Origin of the sequence: Micromonospora sp. NPDC049274, from assembly GCF_040678875.1 — a bacterium.
Lineage (GTDB): Bacteria > Actinomycetota > Actinomycetes > Mycobacteriales > Micromonosporaceae > Micromonospora.
On the sequence record NZ_JBFAQS010000005.1, the window covers coordinates 240,932 to 259,051 of the forward strand.

At 70.1% G+C, this 18,120-nt stretch carries 20 protein-coding genes; 9 read left to right on the forward strand and 11 right to left on the reverse strand.

Annotated elements, in window-relative coordinates:
- Positions 1–22: 22 nt before the first annotated feature.
- On the forward strand, positions 23–2,146 hold the full coding sequence (locus AB0K10_RS12230) for a cytochrome c oxidase assembly protein (protein WP_363682591.1): 2,124 nt from the start codon (positions 23–25) through the stop codon (positions 2,144–2,146).
- Positions 2,147–2,268: 122 nt separating this feature from the next.
- Here the strand turns inward: AB0K10_RS12230 and AB0K10_RS12235 are convergent, their stop codons facing one another.
- From AB0K10_RS12235 to AB0K10_RS12250, 4 genes are all read right to left on the reverse strand, one after another.
- A complete protein-coding gene (locus AB0K10_RS12235; RefSeq protein WP_363682593.1) occupies positions 2,269–2,808 on the reverse strand; it encodes an HAD domain-containing protein in 540 nt (179 codons plus the stop codon).
- An 88-nt stretch (positions 2,809–2,896) separates the two neighbouring features.
- On the reverse strand, positions 2,897–3,829 hold the full coding sequence (locus AB0K10_RS12240; RefSeq protein WP_363682595.1) for an AEC family transporter: 933 nt from the start codon (positions 3,827–3,829) through the stop codon (positions 2,897–2,899).
- Entirely contained in the window at positions 3,826–3,951 is a 126-nt protein-coding gene (locus AB0K10_RS12245; protein WP_363682597.1) for a hypothetical protein, read from the reverse strand. Before AB0K10_RS12245 ends, AB0K10_RS12240 begins: the two co-directional genes overlap by 4 nt.
- A 177-nt stretch (positions 3,952–4,128) precedes the next feature.
- Entirely contained in the window at positions 4,129–4,737 is a 609-nt protein-coding gene (locus AB0K10_RS12250) for a TetR family transcriptional regulator C-terminal domain-containing protein (RefSeq protein WP_363682599.1), read from the reverse strand.
- Positions 4,738–4,807: 70 nt separating this feature from the next.
- Here AB0K10_RS12250 and AB0K10_RS12255 point away from each other — a divergent pair, with 70 nt between their 5' ends.
- Positions 4,808–5,794 carry a hypothetical protein gene (locus AB0K10_RS12255; protein WP_363682601.1) on the forward strand — a complete coding sequence of 329 codons (987 nt, stop codon included), beginning with the start codon at positions 4,808–4,810 and terminating at the stop codon, positions 5,792–5,794.
- A gap of 77 nt (positions 5,795–5,871) precedes the next feature.
- Here the strand turns inward: AB0K10_RS12255 and AB0K10_RS12260 are convergent, their stop codons facing one another.
- Positions 5,872–6,789 (reverse strand): helix-turn-helix domain-containing protein, encoded by a 918-nt coding sequence (locus AB0K10_RS12260; protein WP_363682603.1) that lies wholly within the window; start codon positions 6,787–6,789, stop codon positions 5,872–5,874.
- A 71-nt stretch (positions 6,790–6,860) separates the two neighbouring features.
- Between AB0K10_RS12260 and AB0K10_RS12265 the strand changes: the two genes are divergently transcribed.
- A complete protein-coding gene (locus AB0K10_RS12265) occupies positions 6,861–7,196 on the forward strand; it encodes a cupin domain-containing protein (RefSeq protein ID WP_363682605.1) in 336 nt (111 codons plus the stop codon).
- A gap of 81 nt (positions 7,197–7,277) precedes the next feature.
- Here AB0K10_RS12265 and AB0K10_RS12270 read toward each other — a convergent pair whose 3' ends face one another.
- Complete coding sequence (locus AB0K10_RS12270) at positions 7,278–7,742, reverse strand: MarR family transcriptional regulator (RefSeq protein ID WP_363682607.1); 465 nt, start codon at positions 7,740–7,742, stop codon at positions 7,278–7,280.
- Between the two features lies 1 nt (position 7,743).
- Positions 7,744–8,760: an aldo/keto reductase gene (locus tag AB0K10_RS12275; protein WP_363682609.1), complete on the reverse strand. Its 1,017-nt coding sequence runs from the start codon at positions 8,758–8,760 to the stop codon at positions 7,744–7,746.
- A gap of 61 nt (positions 8,761–8,821) precedes the next feature.
- Between AB0K10_RS12275 and AB0K10_RS12280 the strand changes: the two genes are divergently transcribed.
- The 4 genes from AB0K10_RS12280 (at position 8,822) to AB0K10_RS12295 (ending at position 12,262) form a co-directional block, all read left to right on the forward strand.
- On the forward strand, positions 8,822–9,310 hold the full coding sequence (locus AB0K10_RS12280) for an isochorismatase family cysteine hydrolase (RefSeq protein WP_363682611.1): 489 nt from the start codon (positions 8,822–8,824) through the stop codon (positions 9,308–9,310).
- Between the two features lie 103 nt (positions 9,311–9,413).
- Complete coding sequence (locus tag AB0K10_RS12285; RefSeq protein ID WP_363682613.1) at positions 9,414–10,634, forward strand: MFS transporter; 1,221 nt, start codon at positions 9,414–9,416, stop codon at positions 10,632–10,634.
- Between the two features lie 174 nt (positions 10,635–10,808).
- Positions 10,809–12,038: a cytochrome P450 gene (locus AB0K10_RS12290; RefSeq protein ID WP_363682615.1), complete on the forward strand. Its 1,230-nt coding sequence runs from the start codon at positions 10,809–10,811 to the stop codon at positions 12,036–12,038.
- Positions 12,035–12,262, forward strand: a complete 228-nt coding sequence (locus AB0K10_RS12295) for a ferredoxin (protein ID WP_363682617.1) — start codon at positions 12,035–12,037, stop codon at positions 12,260–12,262. The genes AB0K10_RS12290 and AB0K10_RS12295 overlap by 4 nt, the downstream gene beginning before the upstream one ends.
- Before the next feature lie 88 nt (positions 12,263–12,350).
- On the opposite strand, the gene AB0K10_RS12300 is transcribed toward AB0K10_RS12295, so the two are convergent.
- Positions 12,351–14,621 (reverse strand): glycoside hydrolase family 44 protein, encoded by a 2,271-nt coding sequence (locus AB0K10_RS12300; RefSeq protein ID WP_363682619.1) that lies wholly within the window; start codon positions 14,619–14,621, stop codon positions 12,351–12,353.
- A 575-nt stretch (positions 14,622–15,196) separates the two neighbouring features.
- Between AB0K10_RS12300 and AB0K10_RS12305 the strand changes: the two genes are divergently transcribed.
- The gene (locus tag AB0K10_RS12305; protein WP_363682621.1) at positions 15,197–15,526 is read left to right on the forward strand and encodes a TraR/DksA C4-type zinc finger protein; all 330 of its coding nucleotides are present in this window, start codon (positions 15,197–15,199) and stop codon (positions 15,524–15,526) included.
- Positions 15,527–15,574: 48 nt separating this feature from the next.
- Here AB0K10_RS12305 and AB0K10_RS12310 read toward each other — a convergent pair whose 3' ends face one another.
- Entirely contained in the window at positions 15,575–15,817 is a 243-nt protein-coding gene (locus AB0K10_RS12310; protein ID WP_363682623.1) for a potassium transporter TrkA, read from the reverse strand.
- Positions 15,818–15,979: 162 nt separating this feature from the next.
- On the reverse strand, positions 15,980–16,285 hold the full coding sequence (locus tag AB0K10_RS12315; protein ID WP_363682625.1) for a hypothetical protein: 306 nt from the start codon (positions 16,283–16,285) through the stop codon (positions 15,980–15,982).
- A 210-nt stretch (positions 16,286–16,495) separates the two neighbouring features.
- Between AB0K10_RS12315 and AB0K10_RS12320 the strand changes: the two genes are divergently transcribed.
- A complete protein-coding gene (locus AB0K10_RS12320) occupies positions 16,496–16,765 on the forward strand; it encodes a hypothetical protein (RefSeq protein WP_363682627.1) in 270 nt (89 codons plus the stop codon).
- Between the two features lie 45 nt (positions 16,766–16,810).
- On the opposite strand, the gene AB0K10_RS12325 is transcribed toward AB0K10_RS12320, so the two are convergent.
- Positions 16,811–18,076 carry a PHB depolymerase family esterase gene (locus tag AB0K10_RS12325; protein WP_363682629.1) on the reverse strand — a complete coding sequence of 422 codons (1,266 nt, stop codon included), beginning with the start codon at positions 18,074–18,076 and terminating at the stop codon, positions 16,811–16,813.
- Positions 18,077–18,120 lie beyond the last annotated feature (44 nt).

An 18,120-nucleotide genomic window follows, 5' to 3' on the forward strand; every position in this document is an offset into this window, starting at 1 on the left:
CCTGACAGGTCAAGGTCAACACGTGTCCGACACAGATTCCCGGCAGTCCGCCGCCGACGATCCTGGTAGCGCCCAGACCGCAGTCCCGGCGCCGGCGGGGCCGGCCGAGGCGACGTCCACCGGCCGACCCCGGTCGACCGCAGCTATGACGTTCGAGTGGTTGGTCATTGTCGCCATCGGCGCCTCGGGCGTTGCTCTGCTGCTGCTCGGCCTACGGGTCGGAGGCGCCCTCACCGCCGCGATTCCGGGCCTGCCGGACGCGGGACCGGCCACGACCTGGGCGCTACCGATGGTCCGGCTCCTCTGCGACGGCCTTGCCACGGTCACCGTCGGCATGCTGGTGACCGCTGCGTTCCTGCTGCCCGGCGACGGAGGCAGTGTCTCGCCGCACGGCTACCTGCTGCTCCGGCGAGCGAGCGTCACCGCGCTCGGCTGGACGGTGGCGGCACTGTCGCTGATGGTGCTGACGGTGTCGGACCTGCTCGGTCAACCGCTGGAGACGCTCAAACCCGCGACGGTCATCAGCTTCGCCACCACGATCTCGCAGGGCCAGTCGCTCATGCTGCAAGCCGGGCTGGCCCTGACCGCGGCGCTGCTGGCCCGCGTCGGCGTGTCCCGAGGGCTCGCCGCGACGGTCACGATCCTGGCCCTGGTGGCGGTGCTGCCCCCGGCGTTCACCGGTCACTCCGCCGGAGCCGGTAACCATCAGATCGCGGTCACCAGCCTGGCCCTGCACATCCTCGCCGCCGCGGTGTGGATCGGTGGACTCGTCGCACTGCTGATCGTGCGGCGCAGTCGGCTGCTGGCCGAGGCCGCTGCTCGGTACAGTCGCCTCGCCCTGGGCTGCTTCGTCGCCGTGACGGTCAGCGGGCTGGCCAACGCTGCCGTCCGCCTCGGGTCGGTCGAGCAGCTCTGGCAGGCCCGCTACGGCTGGCTGGTCCTCGGCAAGCTCGCCGCCCTCGTGATCCTCGGCACGCTCGGCGCGATACACCGCGCCCGCACCCTGCCGGCACTGCACGCCGGAAGGCCCCGGGCGTTCGGCCGACTGGCCGCTGGGGAGCTGATCGTGTTCGCCGCCACGGTCGGCCTGGCGGTGGCTCTGTCCCGCAGCCCCACACCGATCCCCGAGTCCGGCATCGACGCCGACCCGATCACCGAGCTGCTCGGCTTCCCGATGCCTGCCGCGCCCACCGCCGTCAACCTGCTCGGGCAGCCACTACCGGACCTGTTCTTCCTGACCATCTGTGTTCTCGGTGTCGGCGGGTACCTGGCTGGTGTGCGCCGGATGCACAGCAGGGGGCACCGCTGGCCGGTCGCCCGGACGGCGAGCTGGGTGGGCGGGCTGGCGCTGCTCGCCGCGACCACCGACCTTGGTGTCGCCCGCTACGCGTACGTGTTGTTCAGCGTGCACATGGCCCAGCACATGGTGTTGTCGATGCTGGTGCCGATCCTGCTGGTCGGGGGTGCACCGGTCACCCTCGCCCTGCGCGCCCTGCGTCGACCGGCCGACCCCCGGGTGCGCGGCGCCCGGGAGTGGCTGCTGATCGCGCTACACAGCGGCCCCACCCGAGTGCTCACGCATCCGCTCGTCGCGCTGGGCATCTACACCGCCAGCCTGTTCGGTCTGTACTTCAGCGACCTGCTCGGCGTGCTGATGCGCTCCCACCTCGGTCACCTCGCGATGCTCACCCACTTTGTGGTCGCGGGCTATCTGCTGTTCTGGGTGCTCATCGGTGTCGACCCGGGCCGCCGACGAGTCCCCCATCCTCTGCTGGTGATCATCCACCTGGCGTCGATGATGGCGCACGGCTTCTTCGGCTTGGTCCTCATGCAGACCACCACCGTCATCGCCCCCGACTGGTACACCGCTGTCCACCCCGCCTGGGCGTCGTCGTTGCTGGCCGATCAGCGGCTCGGCGCCGGTATCGCCTGGGCGTTCGGCGAGCTGCCCGCCGTCGTCGTCATGATCGTCCTGATTCGCCAGTGGATCCGCGCCGACCAGCGTGAACAGGACCGCCTCGACCGGGCCGCCGACCGGGCCGACGCCACCGGCGAGGAAGACGACCTCGCCCGCTACAACGCGTTCCTCGCCGCCGCCCGTTCCGACAGCGACCCGCGCCGTACGAGCGGGACTGACCGACCCTGACATCGAAGACCCGATCATCCACAAATCCGGGGGAACCACCGACGTCCTCCGGCCACCTCACCGGACCGAACCTGACGCGACATGGCGATCCTCGCCGGCAAGTCACCCGCGATCCAGCGGCGCTATGCCCCCTGCAACCACTCCTCGACCACGACGAGGTCGGCGTCGGTGAGACCGGAGTCGGAAGCGACACGGTGGAGCAGCGCTCGCCCTGGGTGGTGCGCGGCGACCCAGGACCGGTCAACCTCGGTGATCTCGTCGTCGACCCAGACGAACGGGCGTCCCGCGGCAGTCTCGACGAGGGCCCGCGTCTTCCAGTGCAGCCTGGCGGTCCAGTCGTCCTCGGAGAAGACCGGATCGTCGATGTCCGGCAGCTCACCCATGTCAACCACTGGCAACGTGGGCAGGCCGAGCAGTGGCGCTATCACCTCGTTCGCATCTTCCATCCACGCCGTCGCCCACATCAGATCGCAGGACAGCGCCAACAGACGCGGGCCGTGTTCACGCGTCAATCTCGCCAGGTGCGGATTCGACGAGTTCTGCCACTTCGCGTTCCACTCCTCGAGGGTCGCGGGTTGCTGCACCCCGCCCGCGGGAAGGAGCGTTCCGTCGACGTCGAGGAAAACCACCGGACGTACGTCGTTATCAGTCATGGGCGGCATCCCAGCCTTCAGCAGTCGAGGACGTGGCGGACAGTCGGGACAACACCCTCCCACCAGTAGTCCTGGCGTTGGAAGCAGGCTGACGGACCTACCCGAGCAGCGTCGCCACCACGGCCAGGGTGGCAAGCGACAGCGTCGTTGTCACCACCACCGCCCGATTGGCCACCGCCTCGCCGACGCCGTACTCCTGGCCGAAGATGAACGTGTTCTGCGCTGTCGGCAGGCCCGCGCACACCACCACGGCGAGCAACTGCGGCGCGGACAGGTGCAGGGCCAGCCCGGCCGCGTACGCGATGACCGGCTGTGCGACGAGCTTCAGGGCGGTGATCACGGCCAGTTCTCCCAGCCCGCCCATCTCGGCCGGCTCGGCCCGCGACGGCGCCGTGCGGTGCAGCGACGCGCCGAGCGCGACCAGGGCGGCCGGAACCGCGGCGCCCGACAGCAGGGTGAGCGGCGCACCGGCCGCCGACGGCAGGTGCAGGCCGGTAGCCGAGCACGCGACACCGAGCAGCGACGCCAGGATCACCGGGTTGCGTACCGGCAGGGAGGCGATACGGCCGACCCGTACCCGGCCGGCCGGGTCGCTGTGCCGGTCCAGGGCGACCAGGATCACGGGCGTCACCACCAGCACCTGCAGCAGCACCACCTCCGCCAGGAACGACACATTGCCGAGAACCTGCGTTGCGATCGGGATGCCGAGGTTCGCCGAATTGACGTACCCGGCGGCCATGCCCCAGATCGGTCGTTCGCCTGGCGTGCGACCGAACAGCCGGCTCGCGCCGACCCACCCGAACCCGACGACCGCGGCCGTGCTCACCCCGAAGGCGAGCAGCGAGCGGCCGGCGAACCCGGAGAGCGGCATTCGGGACAGGGCCAGGAACAGGGCGGACGGCATCGCGAGATGGAACACGAATCGGCCCAGCACCGACGCCACCGCCTCACCCAGCAGGCCCCAACGACAGGCCGCGTAGCCGACCGCGGTGAGGATCCAGACCGGTACGAACGCCGACACCAGGCTCATGCGGGCGTCACCGGCGGGCGAGCATCGCGCCGGCTCAGGGACTGGCAGGCGTCCGGGGCGTACGAGTCGAAAAACCTGGCGACGATCTCCACGTGGGCGAGGTACGCCGATCCGGAAGTCACGCGTCCAGCCTCGCATCCCGTCCGGACCGAACAAGAATCCCGCTCAACCGCATCTGCGCGGGGGCATCTCCAACGTGCAGCTACGTGCGCCGCCGGAGGCAAAATCCGGTGGGCACCGATCCACGCCTCGACATCGAACGTGCACGGTGTCGTGAACAGGATCCCGGTCGGGGAATCTCAGTGCTCATCCGCGGCTGCTGGCGCGATCTGGTCCAGGTGTGCGTCGACAGTGGCCTTGGCGGTTGCGTTCGAGGTCCGGCCGGGGCGCAGGAGGGCGTGCAGGATCACGCCGTCGACGAGGGCGTAGAGACGCTCTGCCTCGACCTTCTGATCGAGCCCGGGCCGGAGCGCACCAGCGTCGGCCAGTCGCCGGATCATGGCGGTGAAGGCGTCGGTGAGGCGTTTGTCGATGTCCTTGCGCAGGCCGGCCATTGTCGGTTCCACGACGGCGCGTGCCGTGAACGCCAGCCACACCTCGCACTCGCCCCGCCGCGGCCGGTCCAGTGGAAGCATCTCGTCGATCATCGACCGGACCACCGCACGCTGGTCGCCCGTGGTGTCCACGGCTCGGATTCGCTCCTCGATCCGTTCTCCCACCAACCGTAGGGCGAATCCGAGGAGTTCGGACTGGGTGGTGAAGAAGTGGCGCAACGAACCCATGGACAGGCCGGCCTCGCGCGCCACGTTTCGTACGGATGCCTGCTCCAGCCCATCCCGCATCGTGATCCGCCAGACCGCTTCGGCGAGCTCGGTCCGTCGGGCCTGCGCATCCACCAGCTTCGGCACCACTTTTTATAACACACTCGTGCTACCTTCCTTTGACTAACACGCCTGTGCTGGATAAGCGGGAGCGTCTGTGTCACGTCGAGAAAAAGCCTGGCTCACGGCAGCGGTGGTCGGCTGGATCGCACTCAACGGCGCGGTCTTGCTCCTCGCGCCCGGCAACGCCCCTTTCGACTGGCCGGCGCAGCACGACCCGCCATCCGGGCCCGGTCAGGTGATCGCCGCTCAGGCCACCCTCGTCGAGCTGGTACTGCTCGCCGTCATCGGATACGCGCTCACCCGAGGTCGACCCGCGCCGGTGATCGCCGAGCGCGCACCGACGCTCCCCACCGCTCGCCGTGAAACAGGACTCGTCCTGGCGTACGGCGTCCTCGCCCAACTTGGTGGCCTGCTCATCGGCCGAGGGCTCGGCTGGCACCCGATCGGCTTCCACCTGGCCGGCACCCTCGTCGGTACCACCGATCCGGTCGGGCCCGCCGAGGCGCTCGGCTGGGCCGCGTACAACGTTGTGGTCTATGCGCTGTTGCCGCTGCTGTGGTTCCGGCGGCGTTACACCGCCCACCAGATGTGTCTGCGCTCGGCGGATCGGCGCGGCGACGCCATCCTCATCCTCGCCGTGCTGGTCCTCGAATCGCTCGCGCAATGGGTGGTGCTCGGCCACGCGTTCGCCGGCCTGACCCCGGGTCAGCTCGCCGCCGGAGTGCCACTGACATTCCTGCTGTACATGGCGGGCACGGTGCTGCCGACAGTCATCTTCGTGCAGGGCATCCTCGTTCCCCGATACGCCCGTCTGACCGGCTCCACCACCGCGACCCTCGTTCTCGGCGGCCTGACGTACGCGGCACTGCACCTGTTCGAGGGCTGGGGCAGGTTCGGATCGCCGCGCGAGGCGACGCTGACGATCCTGTTCGTCCTTCTCATCTACACGCTTCCCGGCGCGTTCAAGACCTGGCTCACCGTACGGACCGGCAACGCCTGGGTGCACGCGTGGGCGTACCACGCCCTCGCGCCACACACGATGCACGACACCGGGTTGATAGTTCGGATCTTCCGCCTCTGAAGCGGCGCCGGCGATGACCACGACACCACGGCGTTTCAGGGCTCGTGTGCGTACCGATCAGGGTTGTGCGGTGGTGGTCACGGAACGCGTGATGCGCGCCGGTAGGCGCTCGGAGTCATGCCCAGCCGCGCGTGGAACCGTCGGCGCAGGTTGACCGCCGAGCCGAGGCCGACGCGTGCCGCGATCACCTCGACGGACAGATCCGTCTGCTCGAGCAGGGTGCGTGCCTCGGCCACCCGGCGCGACAGCAGCCACCCACCGGGGGTCGTGCCGAGGTGACGGGCGAAGCGCCGGGCCAACGTGCGCGGTGAGACGCCGACGTGCGCGGCCATGGCGTGCACGGACAACGGTGTCCCGAGGCGCGTCCCGGCCCACTCGAGCAGTCCGTCGAGCGCGTCCCCCGTGGACGGAGGCGGCGTCTCGCGGTGCGGCGGCATCGCCATGTGCCGGGTGAGGAGGGCGGCATGAGCCGCCCCGTGGTCCTGATGGACCAGGTGCAGGCACAGATCAATGCCCGCGCCCGCACCGGCGCTGGTGGCGACGTCACCGTGGTCCACATAGAGCCGGTCCTGCTCCACCCGGACCCGGGGGAATTCTCGTCGTAGCTGCTCGGCGCGTCCCGGATGGGTGGTGGCCGACCGGCCGTCCAGCAGGCCCGTGCGGGCGAGGGCGAACACTCCTGAACAAATCGTCACCAGCCGTGCTCCGCGCGCGTGCGCCCGCAGCAACGCGCGGTGCACCCGCTCCGACAACGGCGCCTCGACGGGCGCCCAACCCGGGATGATCACCGTACCGGCGTGCTCCAGCGCGGACAGGTCGCGTGACACCGCCATCGCGTACCCGGCGGATGTCGGCACCAGGCCCGGCGTCTCCGTGCACACCTCGAACTCGTAGTGCTGGGGCACCCCGGGCCGTTTTGTGCCGAAGACCTCGACGGCACAGCCGAGCTCGAACGTCGACTGCACCGGCCGGACCAGAGCCACAACGCGATGCATGGCAGGAAAATACCCCACGCTGTCCGCACGGGCTCTGGGCTGCTGTGATCATCGTCGGCACCCTGAGAGGCATGCATCCCGAGATCCTCGCCCAGGAGGGCTACGCCTTCGCCCGCGTCGACCAGGCACCGATCCAGGAACTCTTCCCCGGGGTCCGACACCGCCCGCTCTGGACCGGCCCGAATGGCGCGCACGCGGGAGTACTGGAAATGGACCCGGGCAGCTCCTGGCCGCGCCGCGACGTCCACGAGCCAGGCCCGGAGGAGGTCTTCGTGCTAGCGGGCATCTTCCACGACGGGGCACGCGACCACCCCGCCGGGACGTTCCTGCACGCCCCGGCCGGTTCCTGGCACGTGCCCGCCACCACCAGCGGTTGCACCCTGTTCCTCTTCTATCCCGCCGGCTAGTACGACCGTTCGTGCCGCCCGACGACGAAGGCCGCGCCCTGACCTCCGAGGAGAACACGTGCGACGACGAATGGCACCACGTTACGAGGGGTCGTCCGCAGGCTGTGGCGTCGGTGCGTCGGCGGGAAGTTGGCGGCGAGCCAGCGTGGTGATCGCCCGTTCCAGGTGTTCGGTGAACGTATTCCGTTCGTCGGGGGTGAAGGCGGCCGCCAGACGTTGCTCGACGGCGAGTGCGGCCGGGTCCGCTCGGCGTATCAGGTCGGTTCCCTTGGCCGTCAGTTGGGCGACCCGTACGCGCTGGTGAAGCGGCGACGCTGCTCGTTCGATGAGCCCCTTCCCTTCGAGGTTGGTGAGCACGGTGGCGATGGTCTGCGGGGTCACCAGGCAGGCGCGGGCGAGTTGCGCAGCCGATGCTTCCGAGGACTGCAGCAGGACGAGCAGGACCGCGTACTGCGGGACGGTCAGGTGAAACTCCTGCAGCACGCGCGTCTTCTCGGCGATCAGCGCCTGTTCGGCGCGTTTGATGACGAGGCCGAGCCGTTCCACCTCAGTACCGGGTGCCGACGGCGGTCGGTGCGGCGTCGAGCTCCGCCAGGTCGGCTGCGGTAAGCGTTACGTCGGCGGCGCCGACGTTGTCCGCGAGATGGCCGAGCCGACGCGTACCCGGAATGGGAATGACGTGCTGGCCCTGCGCCATGGTCCAAGCGATCGCGACCTGCGCGGGAGTCACGCCGTGGCGGGTGGCGACTGCGCGTACCGTGTCGACGATGCGGGCATTTGCCGCGCGGGCCGCGCTCGTGAAGCGGGGGTTGCGCGCGCGTAGGTCGCCCTCCTCGAACTGGGTGGTGGTGTCGATGGCGCCCGTCAGAAAGCCTCTTCCGAGCGGCGCGAACGGCACGAACGCGGCACCGTTCGCCGCACACCAGCCGACCACGTCGCCGACGTCGGTCGCACCGCCGCCGGCGATGGCAGGTGCGGATGCGCCCGTGGACGAGTGTCCGAGCGCCTCGCGGGTCCAGAGCGACAACTCGGACTGGATGGCGGTCACCGGGTGCACCGCGGCCGCGGCGGCGGCCTGCTGGACGGTTACCTCCGACAGGCCGAGGTAGCGGACTTTGCCCGCGCGGACCATGTCCGCCATGGCGGCCCAGGATTCGGTCAGCGGCACGGCGTCGTCGACGCGATGCAGATACCACAGGTCGATGTGATCAGTGTTGAGGCGCTTCAGCGACGCGTCGACGGCGGCGCGTAGGTGGGCGGGTGACCCGTCGCGATACATGCTCTTGGCGGGGAGGTCATCGACCACCAACCCGGCCTTGGTCGCCAGGAACACCGTGTCGCGCAGGCCGGACAACGCCTCGCCGACAAGCGTTTCGTTGTGGCCGGCGCCGTAGACATCGGCGGTGTCGATGAAGGTGACACCGCCGTCGACGGCGGCGCGCACCACGTCCCGTGAGGCGGCATCGTTCCGCGTGCTCTCGGCGTACGCCCAGCTCATGCCCATGCAGCCCAGACCGATCGCGCCGACGTGGCGGCCGGTGGCACCCACCTCGCGTGTCCGCATTTTCGACACCTCTCGAATAGCAGTACTCTGTCATTCAACAGTCTACTACCAAGGGGTGGCTATGGCATCGGCCCTGATCCTCATCGATCTACAGTGGTGGGTCGTCGAGCGGTACGCGCCCGATGGCGGCATGGCGGCGGCGCGCGCCGCCGAGCAGGCACGGCAGTCGTTCCGGGTGTCCGGCGATCTTGTTGTTCACGTGCGGCACCTCGCCCTTGACGGCTCGGACGGCGGGCCGGACGCACCGGCGACACGATTCGTCGACGCGGTGACGGTAGGGGACGGCGAGCCGGTCGTCACCAAGTACGACCGCAGCGCGTTCGCGGGCACCCCGCTGGACGGCATGCTGCGCGACCATGCGGTCAGCGATGTCGTGCTGGCCGGGCTGGTGACCGAGGGCGGTGTCGCGAGTACCGCCGTCGACGCGCTGCGGCTGGGCTACCAGGTCTCCGTGCTGCTGCCGGCGATCGCCGGGAACACGCCGGAAGGACACCGCAACACCCTCGACGACCTGCGCGATCGGGGCGTGACCCTCCAGGAAGGGAGGTAGGCACATTCGGCCATCGGTTCGCTGGCGGCCTGCGGCCGGCGCGGCACAGCTGAGGTGCTCGGCCCAAGGTCAACATCCCCGGACGGAGTACTAGGCTCGGGGGATGCCCGAGCTCCGCCGCCTTCCGCTGTGGGCGGGACGCACGGCCGCGCTGCTGGGCATCGTGCTCGTCGCATTCACCCTGCGCCAGGCGGTGGCGACGATATCGCCGATCCTCGGCGACATCCGGGTGGACATCCCGATATCGAACATCGGCGTCGGGCTGCTCGGCACGTTGCCACCGATCCTGTTGGCGGCATCCGGGTTCATCGCGCCGCGCGTCGCCCGTGGCTTCGGCCTCGACGGCGGCATCGTGCTCGCGCTGCTGCTCATGACCCTCGGCCATCTCGTGCGCGCGTTTGCCCCGGACTTCGCGGTGTTGCTCGTCGGCAGCGTCGTCGCGCTCGCCGGTACGGGCATCGGGAATGTGCTGCTGCCGCCGATCGTGCGGCGCTACTTCCCCGACCGGGTAGCACTGCTGACCGCCGTGTACGTCTGCGTCGTGGGCCTGGGCACGGCCGTGCCCGCAGCGGTCGCCGCTCCGGTCACCGAGCAGACCAGCTGGCGGTTCCTGCTCGGCGTCTGGTCGGTGACCTCGGTAGTCGCGCTCGTTCCGTGGCTCGTCATCATCGCGCGGGAGCGCCGCCAGCGACTCTCGGATGCCGTCCCCGTCGAGTCCTCGCCCCCCGCCCTCGTCACGCGACTGTGGCGGTCACGCGTGGCCCTGTCGATCACCGTCGTCTTCTCGACCAGCACGATCTGCACCTACGCGGCTTTCGCGTGGCTGCCCGAGATCCTCGGCGACATCGCCGGCTCGACGCCGACCGAGGCCGGTGTGCTGCTCGCCGTCACCGGCATCATCAGCGTGCCCGGCGCCTTCATCGCGCCCCTGCTCGTGGCGCGGCTGCGCAATGTCGGCTGGCTGATCGCCGCTGGTGTCGCGAGCTTCCTGCTCGGCTACCTCGGCCTGCTGCTCGCACCCGCGACACTCACGCTGCTCTGGGTGCTGCTCATCGGCTCGGGGTCGATCCTTTTCCCCGTCTGCCTCGTGCTCATCAACGTTCGCACCCGAACCCACGGCGGCACCGTCGCGCTGAGCGGCTTCGCCCAGGGGGTCGCGTACGCTCTCGGCGCGCTCGGTCCGCTGCTCGTCGGGTTGCTGCACGACGCGAGCGGCGGGTGGACCCTGCCGCTGCTGTTCCTGCTCGCTGTCGTCCTCGTGGCGACCATCCCGGCGATCACGCTCGCGAGGCCCGCGTTCGTCGAGGACGAGCTCGCCCGCTGACGCGCCGCGACCGCTCGCCATGGCGATCATCGACGTCTGTCGTTACTATCCGATTTCAGGAGATTACTCAGCGTCGATGTGTGCTGTTCGCGGGCCCTGGACGCTGGCAAGCCGGCGCCGCCGTGAACGTGGCGCCGGCCTCAGGATCACGCCGTCTCGACGAAGGGAATCCGGATGACGGAGAGCGCGCAGACCACCGAGAGCCGAACCGTTCCGCCCGCGCGGCCGTACCCGTTCAGCGTGCCCGACCGTCTCGTCGTCGATCCGACCTATGGCGAGCTGCGCGAGAACGAGCCGATGACCCGGGTGCAGCTCCCCTACGGCGAGGAGGCGTGGCTCGCCACCCGTTACGAGGACGTCCGTACGGTCCTCGGCGACGTGCGGTTCGGCCGCGCCCCGGCCGTCGAGCGCGACGAGCCCAGGCTCACCCCGCGCCAGCAGTACAGCGGCATGCTGACCATGGACCCGCCCGATCACACTCGACTGCGCCGGTTGGTGGCGAAGGCGTTCACGGCACGCCGGGTGGAGGCGCTGCGACCCCGAACCCAGGGGATCGCCGACGCGTTGGTCGACAACATGGTCCGGCTCGGTCCTCCGGCCGACCTGGTGGAGCACGTCGCCACGCCGCTGCCGATCCAGGTGATCTGCGAACTGCTCGGAGTCCCGTACGCCGACCGTGACCGTTTCCACATCTGGTCCGAGGCGATCGTCTCGACCACGTCGCTGCCCGCGGAGACGATCCAGGAGTACCTGAACAATCTCTGGGGCTACATGGGTGGCCTGGTCGCCGAGCGCCGCCGCGAGCCGGAGATCGACGACCTGCTCGGCGCGTTGGTGCGGGCCCGCGACGACAATGAGGATCGGCTCAGCGAGACCGAGCTGGTGGAGCTGGCCGGAGGGCTGCTCGCGGCCGGCCACGAGACCACGGTTACCCAGATCCCCAACTTCGTCTACGTCCTGCTGCACAATCCGGACCAGCTCGCTCGGCTGCGAGCCGACCCGTCGCTGGTGCCGGCCGCGGTCGAGGAACTGTTGCGGTACGTGCCGCTCGGCGTCGGCTCCTCCTTCGCCAGGTACGCCAAGGAGGACGTCGAGGTCGGCGGGGTGCTGGTCCGGGCCGGTGAGCCCGTTCTCGGCTCGCTGTCGTCGGCGAACCGGGACGGTACGGTCTTCGCCGACCCGGACCGCCTGGATCTCGGCCGCGAGCAGAACCCGCACCTGGGCTTCGGGCACGGCGTACACCACTGCGTCGGCGCGCAGTTGGCCCGCATGGAATTGCAGGTCGCCGTCACCACCCTGGTGACCCGCCTGCCCGGCTTGCGGCTCGCCGTACCGGAAGCCGAGCTGGAGTGGAAGCACGGCATGTTGGTGCGGGGCCTGCTCGGCATGCCGGTGGCCTGGTGAGTACCCCGTGGCGGATCGGGGTGGACGCGCGCCGCTGCATCGGCACGAGCATCTGCGCCGGAACCGCGCCCGAGCATTTCCGCCTGGTCGGCGGCCTGTCCACGCCGCTGGCCGACGTCGCCGCCCCGGCCGAGGCCATCCTCGCCGCCGCCGACTCGTGCCCGGTGGAGGCGATCACGGTCCGCGACGCCACCGACGGCCGGCTGATCGCGCCCCAGGAGTGACCCGCGGGCGAGGGGGCCAGGGCGCGACAGCGCCCCGGCCCCCTCCCGCCTGCTCCGCCGGTGTGGTGCGGAGCAGGGGTCTCTCAGGTCATCCGCAGCGTTGACCGTTGAGGGTGAATGCGGTTGGCGCCGGATTGGTGCCACTCCACGTGCCGTTGAAGCCCACGCTCGTGGACGCGCCGGGGGCGAGTTTGCCGTTCCAGCTCATGCTGTCCGCGGTGACGCTCGTGCCGTTCTGTTTCCAGGTGGCCGACCAGCCCTGATCGACCTTCTGGCCGGTGGTGGGGAAGTCGAAGCCGAGTTTCCAGCCGTCGATCGCGGTGGTGCCGGTGTTCTTGACCGTCACGGACGCGGTGAAACCGCCCGGCCAGCTGTTCGCCGTGTAGCCGACCGTGCAACCGCCGGTCGGGGCGGTGGGCGCGGTCCGCACGGTCAGGCCGGGTGAGGCCGCCGATACGTTGCCCGCCGCGTCGCGGGCGGTCACCACGAAGGTGTACGGGGTGTCGGGCGTCAGCCCGGTCACGGTGTACGCGGTGCCGGTGGCGCTGCCCACCTTCACCGTGCCGGTGGTGTCGACCCGGTGCACGTCGTAACCGGTGACGGCGGTGTCGTCGGTGGACGGCGTCCAGGTCAGCGCGACGCTGTCGCCGGTGATCGTGCCGGCGGTCGGCTTGCCCGGGACGGTCGGCGCCTGGGTGTCGCCGGGCGTGGTGCCGCGCGGCAGCACCAGGTGGGTGATCGAGTTGGCCGGGAACGTGGCCGTGAGACCGCCGGCGGTCACCGGCAGGTCGGCCTCCCGGACGACGCCGGCGAGATCCGCCCCGCTGTACCGGTAGACCTGAGCGGTGCTGGCGGAGACGCCGGTGAGGGCGACCGGGCTGGTCAGGTCGTCGCCGGTCTTGTTGACCACGACCAGGGTGAGCGCCTTGTCGGCGCTGCGCTCGGCGGCGTACACGGCCAGCTTGCCCTGGTCGGCGCTTGTCGCCCGGACGGAGGTCTCGCCGAACGCGCCGCCCTTGCCGTCGTAGTTGCGGTAGATGCGGAACGCGTTGGCCACCGGCTGGTCGGCCGTGGGTGCGGTCCAGAGGGTGGCCAGGTCGAGCCCCTCGCGGCCGAAGATGCCGAGCACGTCAGCCTGGGCGAGCGCGCCGTTGAGCGACCCGAAGGCGCCCCAGTTGTACTCGGTCATCGCGATCTTCGTGCCCGGGTAGTGCTGGTCGACCAGCTCGCGCAGCCGCGGAATGTAGCGGACCGGACTGTTGATCCAGCTCTCGTCGACGTACGTCGGGTCCCAGAGCTGGCGGGTCGAGCGCAGGCGCAGCGCCTGGGTGTTCGCGTCGCCGGCCGCCTCGCCCAACACTCCGGACTGCTGCGGGTAGAGGTGGACGTCGAAGTAGTCGAGGATGCGTGTGCCGTGCTGCTGCTCGTACTCGCGCATCCGGTCCAGGTACCACGGCCCGAGGTCCTGGCCGCCGTGAGCGGCCTTGTCCGGCGGGTTCGACCAGCAGCCGGTACGCGAGCAGGTGTCCTGGTCGAGGCCGGAATAGAGGATCGAGTTGAGGCCCCAGCCGACGGGACCGAGCGTCTTCGCGCCGGGGTCGGCGGCCTTGATCGCGGCGGCGTACTCGTAGGTGCGGTCACGCAGCTCGTCGTAGCCCAGCCCGGTCGGACGGACGTCGCGGTGGGTGGAGTGCCACAGGTCCGGCTCGTTGTCCAGGTTGTAGAACTGGACCCCGCCCTCAGCGGCGGTGCCGAACTGCGCCTTGAGGTGGTTGACGAAGTCTGTGGCGTATTCCGGACCGACGGCGACGCTGGTGTCCTCCGGATCGTTGCCGGTGATCAGCGTCCCGTCCGGCTTCTTGCCGTTGCCGCAGTCCGGTGCCCAGGTGTCGGTGGACTCCTGCGGGCCGTACTTGGCGACGCTGAAGCCACACGCCCGCGACCGGTCCTTGGCGACCCAGCCGAGCATCGGCATTGTCATCACCGTGGCGGCGCCGGTGGCCTTGTTCTGCTGCACGAACCGGTCGGTCTCCGAGCCCTCCGGGAGGTCTTCCGGACTCGTGTTGTCGTTGGGGATGTTCTCGAAGTACCAGTCCGCCGCGCGGTTGGTGGTGTCGGCACGGAAGTTGTAGCGGGTGGTGGCGTTGCCGCCGTAGCGGTGCACGGGCAGCCGCAGGTCGCGGGCGAGGGCCTGGTCGGCGAAGTTCATGCCGTAGACGTACGGGCTGATCTGGTGTCGGGCCGCGGTGGTGTCCACGGCCAGGGCCGGGCCGGCCGCGGCCAGGGCAGGCTGCGGCAGGGCCAGACCGCCGAGGGCCGTGGCGAGCACGACGGGGAGTAGAGCGGTGGTGGGACGCACGAGCAGTCCTTTCTAATAGAAGATCGACGATGGGAGCGCTTCCACAGCGTTGCGGTTTCCTGGCCCCGAGTCAACGCCGGAAGACTGGCCGTGGATCAGGTCGATTCGATTCGGCGTGTGCGGCCTGGTCGTGCGGGCCGGGCCCTACCGTTCGGTGGCGGTGTCCGCGACGCCACCGACGACCGGCTGATCGCGCCGGAGGAATGACCCGACAGTTCCGCCGTCGGGGCGGGGCGGCCGAGGCGTGGATCGTGGTAGGAGTGCGGCGCAGGCGTTGGCATTGCTGCGGTCGCCGCCTATGGTTGGAGACATGTCTCCGGTGACGTTCCGCTCTCCTGCCGTCACCGGTGTGGCGGCAATCGGGGCTGCCTACGTGGCGACGGCGGCGTGCCGGATGGTCGGGATGCGGGTGCCGGTTGTCCGCGTGCTGCACGTCGCGCCCACGTCCCGGCTGTCGAGCCCGGCGCGAACCGGCCGAGGCCCCCCGCGGAATCGTTGCATCACAAAACGACCGCCAGGGCGAAGCTATCAAGCTTCGGCCCTTTTCTTCTTTCCGTGAAAGGTAGAGGTAGACCATGAGCGTCGATCATCGAACTGTCGACCAGGGCTGGCTGGCTGATCTGCGAGCGTCCCTGGCGGAAGACTTTGCCACGCAGACGGCTCGGCTGCGGGAACTGACCGAGCTCAACGCGGACACCGGCGACCCGAGCGAGGCCCACAACCGCGCCGCACTGCTGGTGGCCACCCGCCGCAACATCGAGCAGATCACCGGTGCGCTGAGCCGCATCAGCGACGGCACCTACGGGGTCTGCAAGAAGTGTCACCAGAACATCCCGGCCGAGCGGCTCGAAATCCTTCCGCACGCGCAGTTCTGTGTGTCCTGCCAGGCGAAGCACAACGGCTGACCCGCGGTGTGGCTGCCGTGCCGCGGTGGGCACGGCAGCCACAGGCCGTCACGCGGGAGATGACTCCGCCATCGTGACGACGTCCAGGATTCCCAGGAGTCCGGCAAGGGCTACGGCCTCGGAGCGGGTCAGGGTCAGAGAGCAGGTGGCGTCGGGGTCGTCGGGGGACTCGTAGACGAGATCTCGCCGGCCGCCCGGATGGTGCGTGACCACGCCCACGCGGCGGCCGTCAGCGGTGGTGAACATGTGGCGTACCCCGATACCGGGCAGCCGGGTCAGTTCGACAATCATGGGGGCTCCAGCGGGCAAGGCGGCGGATGTGCCCAGCGGCTCGGCAGCGGCCCTGGCCGGCGAGCGTGGCCAGGTGACGTGCGGCGGCGCGGTGACAGCGCGGCCGGTCCTGGCTGTTCGCCGGGCGGTACGACGGGACGGGCGCGAGCCGGGGCGAGTGGGTCAGGCGAGGCCCCGCGCATGGCGCGGGGGAGCGCGATCCGCCGACCAGGCGGGCACACAACCGGGGATCGCCCGCCGTGCGGAACGGAACACGATGCACAGCCCGACCGACCGGGTGGCAGAGAGCACCAGTACGAGCACGGCAAGCAGCAGCATCGTCGGCAGCGGTGCTCGCTCGCCGATGCGCCGAAGGCTGCCTCGATCGTGCATGCCCAAACCATAGCCGTCGCCCAGAGTGTGGATCACATCCGCGTCGGGTGAACGGATATCGCTCTCCTGGTGCGGTGGGCTGGAATGGGCCGCCACCTAGGAGCAGCGAGCGGAGACAGGTGGGCCGGGTCGTACTGAAAGAGCCAGCGCAACGGCCGACCCCGTCGCAGCACCGACCCCGTGGTTCCGGAAGCGCCCGGAGCCACGGGGTTTTCGCTGGTGGCGGCGGTACGGGTGCGGACGGGCTGTGGGGTGACATCCGGAACCGTGGGGAGCGGTCGCCGGCGTTTCGCGGACAATGGGGGCATGAAGCGAGATGTTCGCCTGACACGGTTGGCCGGGACGCGCGCCGACGGCGCGGTGGCGACGGGCGCGACGGCTACCGGGGCGCGGGCTGCCGGGGCGGCGTCGCTCGGCGCTGTCGCCGTCGGTGCGTTGGCGGTCGGGGCCGTGGCCGTGGGGGTGTTGGTCATTGGGCGGCTGGTCATCCGTCGGGCGGTCGTGCGGGAGTTGCGCGTCGGCCGGTTGACGATCGACGAGCTGGTGGTGCACAGCCGACCCACTCCCGAGGGCTGATCCTCCCTCGGGCCGGGCGCGGAAAGCCCAGGCGCACGTGGCGGATCACCGACGCCGGCGGGCCATCCACTGCCAGATGTGGGTGCCGTTGCGGCTCGGGTCATTGCGGGCCACGTAGATCCAGGACCAGTGACCGGGGAACTGGTAGCCGTTCCAGACGACGTGGTCATACAGGGTGATCAGTGATCCTTGGATGAGGTCGTGCGCGTGGATCGTGTTGGTCTCGGGTGGCACGGTGTCGTCGTCGCGCGAGGCGACCAGCCAGGTCGGGGTGTGGATCCTCGCCAGCTCCGCGTCGGTGATCAGCGGTGGCCCCTGCCCGGTGAGGGGCTCGACGACGCCGCAGATCGGTACCGACGCGGCGAACAGGTCGGGATAGGCAACTGTCATCTCCAGGGACATGTAGCCGCCGTTGCTGCAACCCACCACGTAGATGCGGTCGGGATCGACACGCCTTTGGCGTACGAGGTCCGAGACGATCTCGCGGATCAGCGGGGCGAACCGGGGGCCGTCCTCCATCCAGTACGAGGTGCTCTGCGGAGCCACGACGTACGCGCCGGAGAAGATCCGTTGCGCCTCCGGGGTGGCGAAGCCCAGCGCGCCGCGGTTGGCGCGCAGCGTGGTCTCATTGTCGTAGTAGTCGTCGGGCAGTGAGGCGCCCTCGCCGGCGCCGTGCAGCCAGAGGACCAGCGGCAGTCGACCGTGGCGGGGCGAACGCTGCGGGGCGTACAACCGGTACTTCAGGCCCGAGCCCGAGACGTGGTGGCTGAAGGCGTCCACCTCGGGATTCGACAGCCGCCCCTGCACGAAGCGCGTGATGGTGACCGGCGGGCCGTGGCGCCGGACGAGTGGGGTGTTCTGCGTGATGGTGTAGACGAGGTTCAGCCGGACGTTGCGGCCCCTGCTCAGGATGTAGCCGAGGGTGCCGCCGCCGAGTTGGCCTTCGGCGTGGCTCAGCTCCAGCACGATGTTGCCGTGCCGGTCGACGCGGGCCGCGGTCACTGGGCGGTCCAGGTCGTACTCGCTGAAGATCTGGTCGCCGGGGGCGATCGGGATCGGGCTGGTGGCCTTGGCGTGCACGCTGAACGTGGCGGGGGTGAGCCCGGCGGAGTCGATCGGGCCGAGTCGGCCGGTGTCGAGGGTGACCGAGGTGACCTGCTCGCCGCCGTCGAGCGTTCTCGCGTCGAGGGTGAAGCTCACGCTGGTGGGGTGGTGGCCCTCGGCGTGGGCGGCAGGGCCGGGCAGCGCCAGGCCGACGGCGGCACCGGCGCCACCCGCCAGGACGCTGCGGCGAGTGACAGACGTGGACATGCGGGCCCCCGGACTTGTTTCGTAGACGTTCGTCGATGGAATTT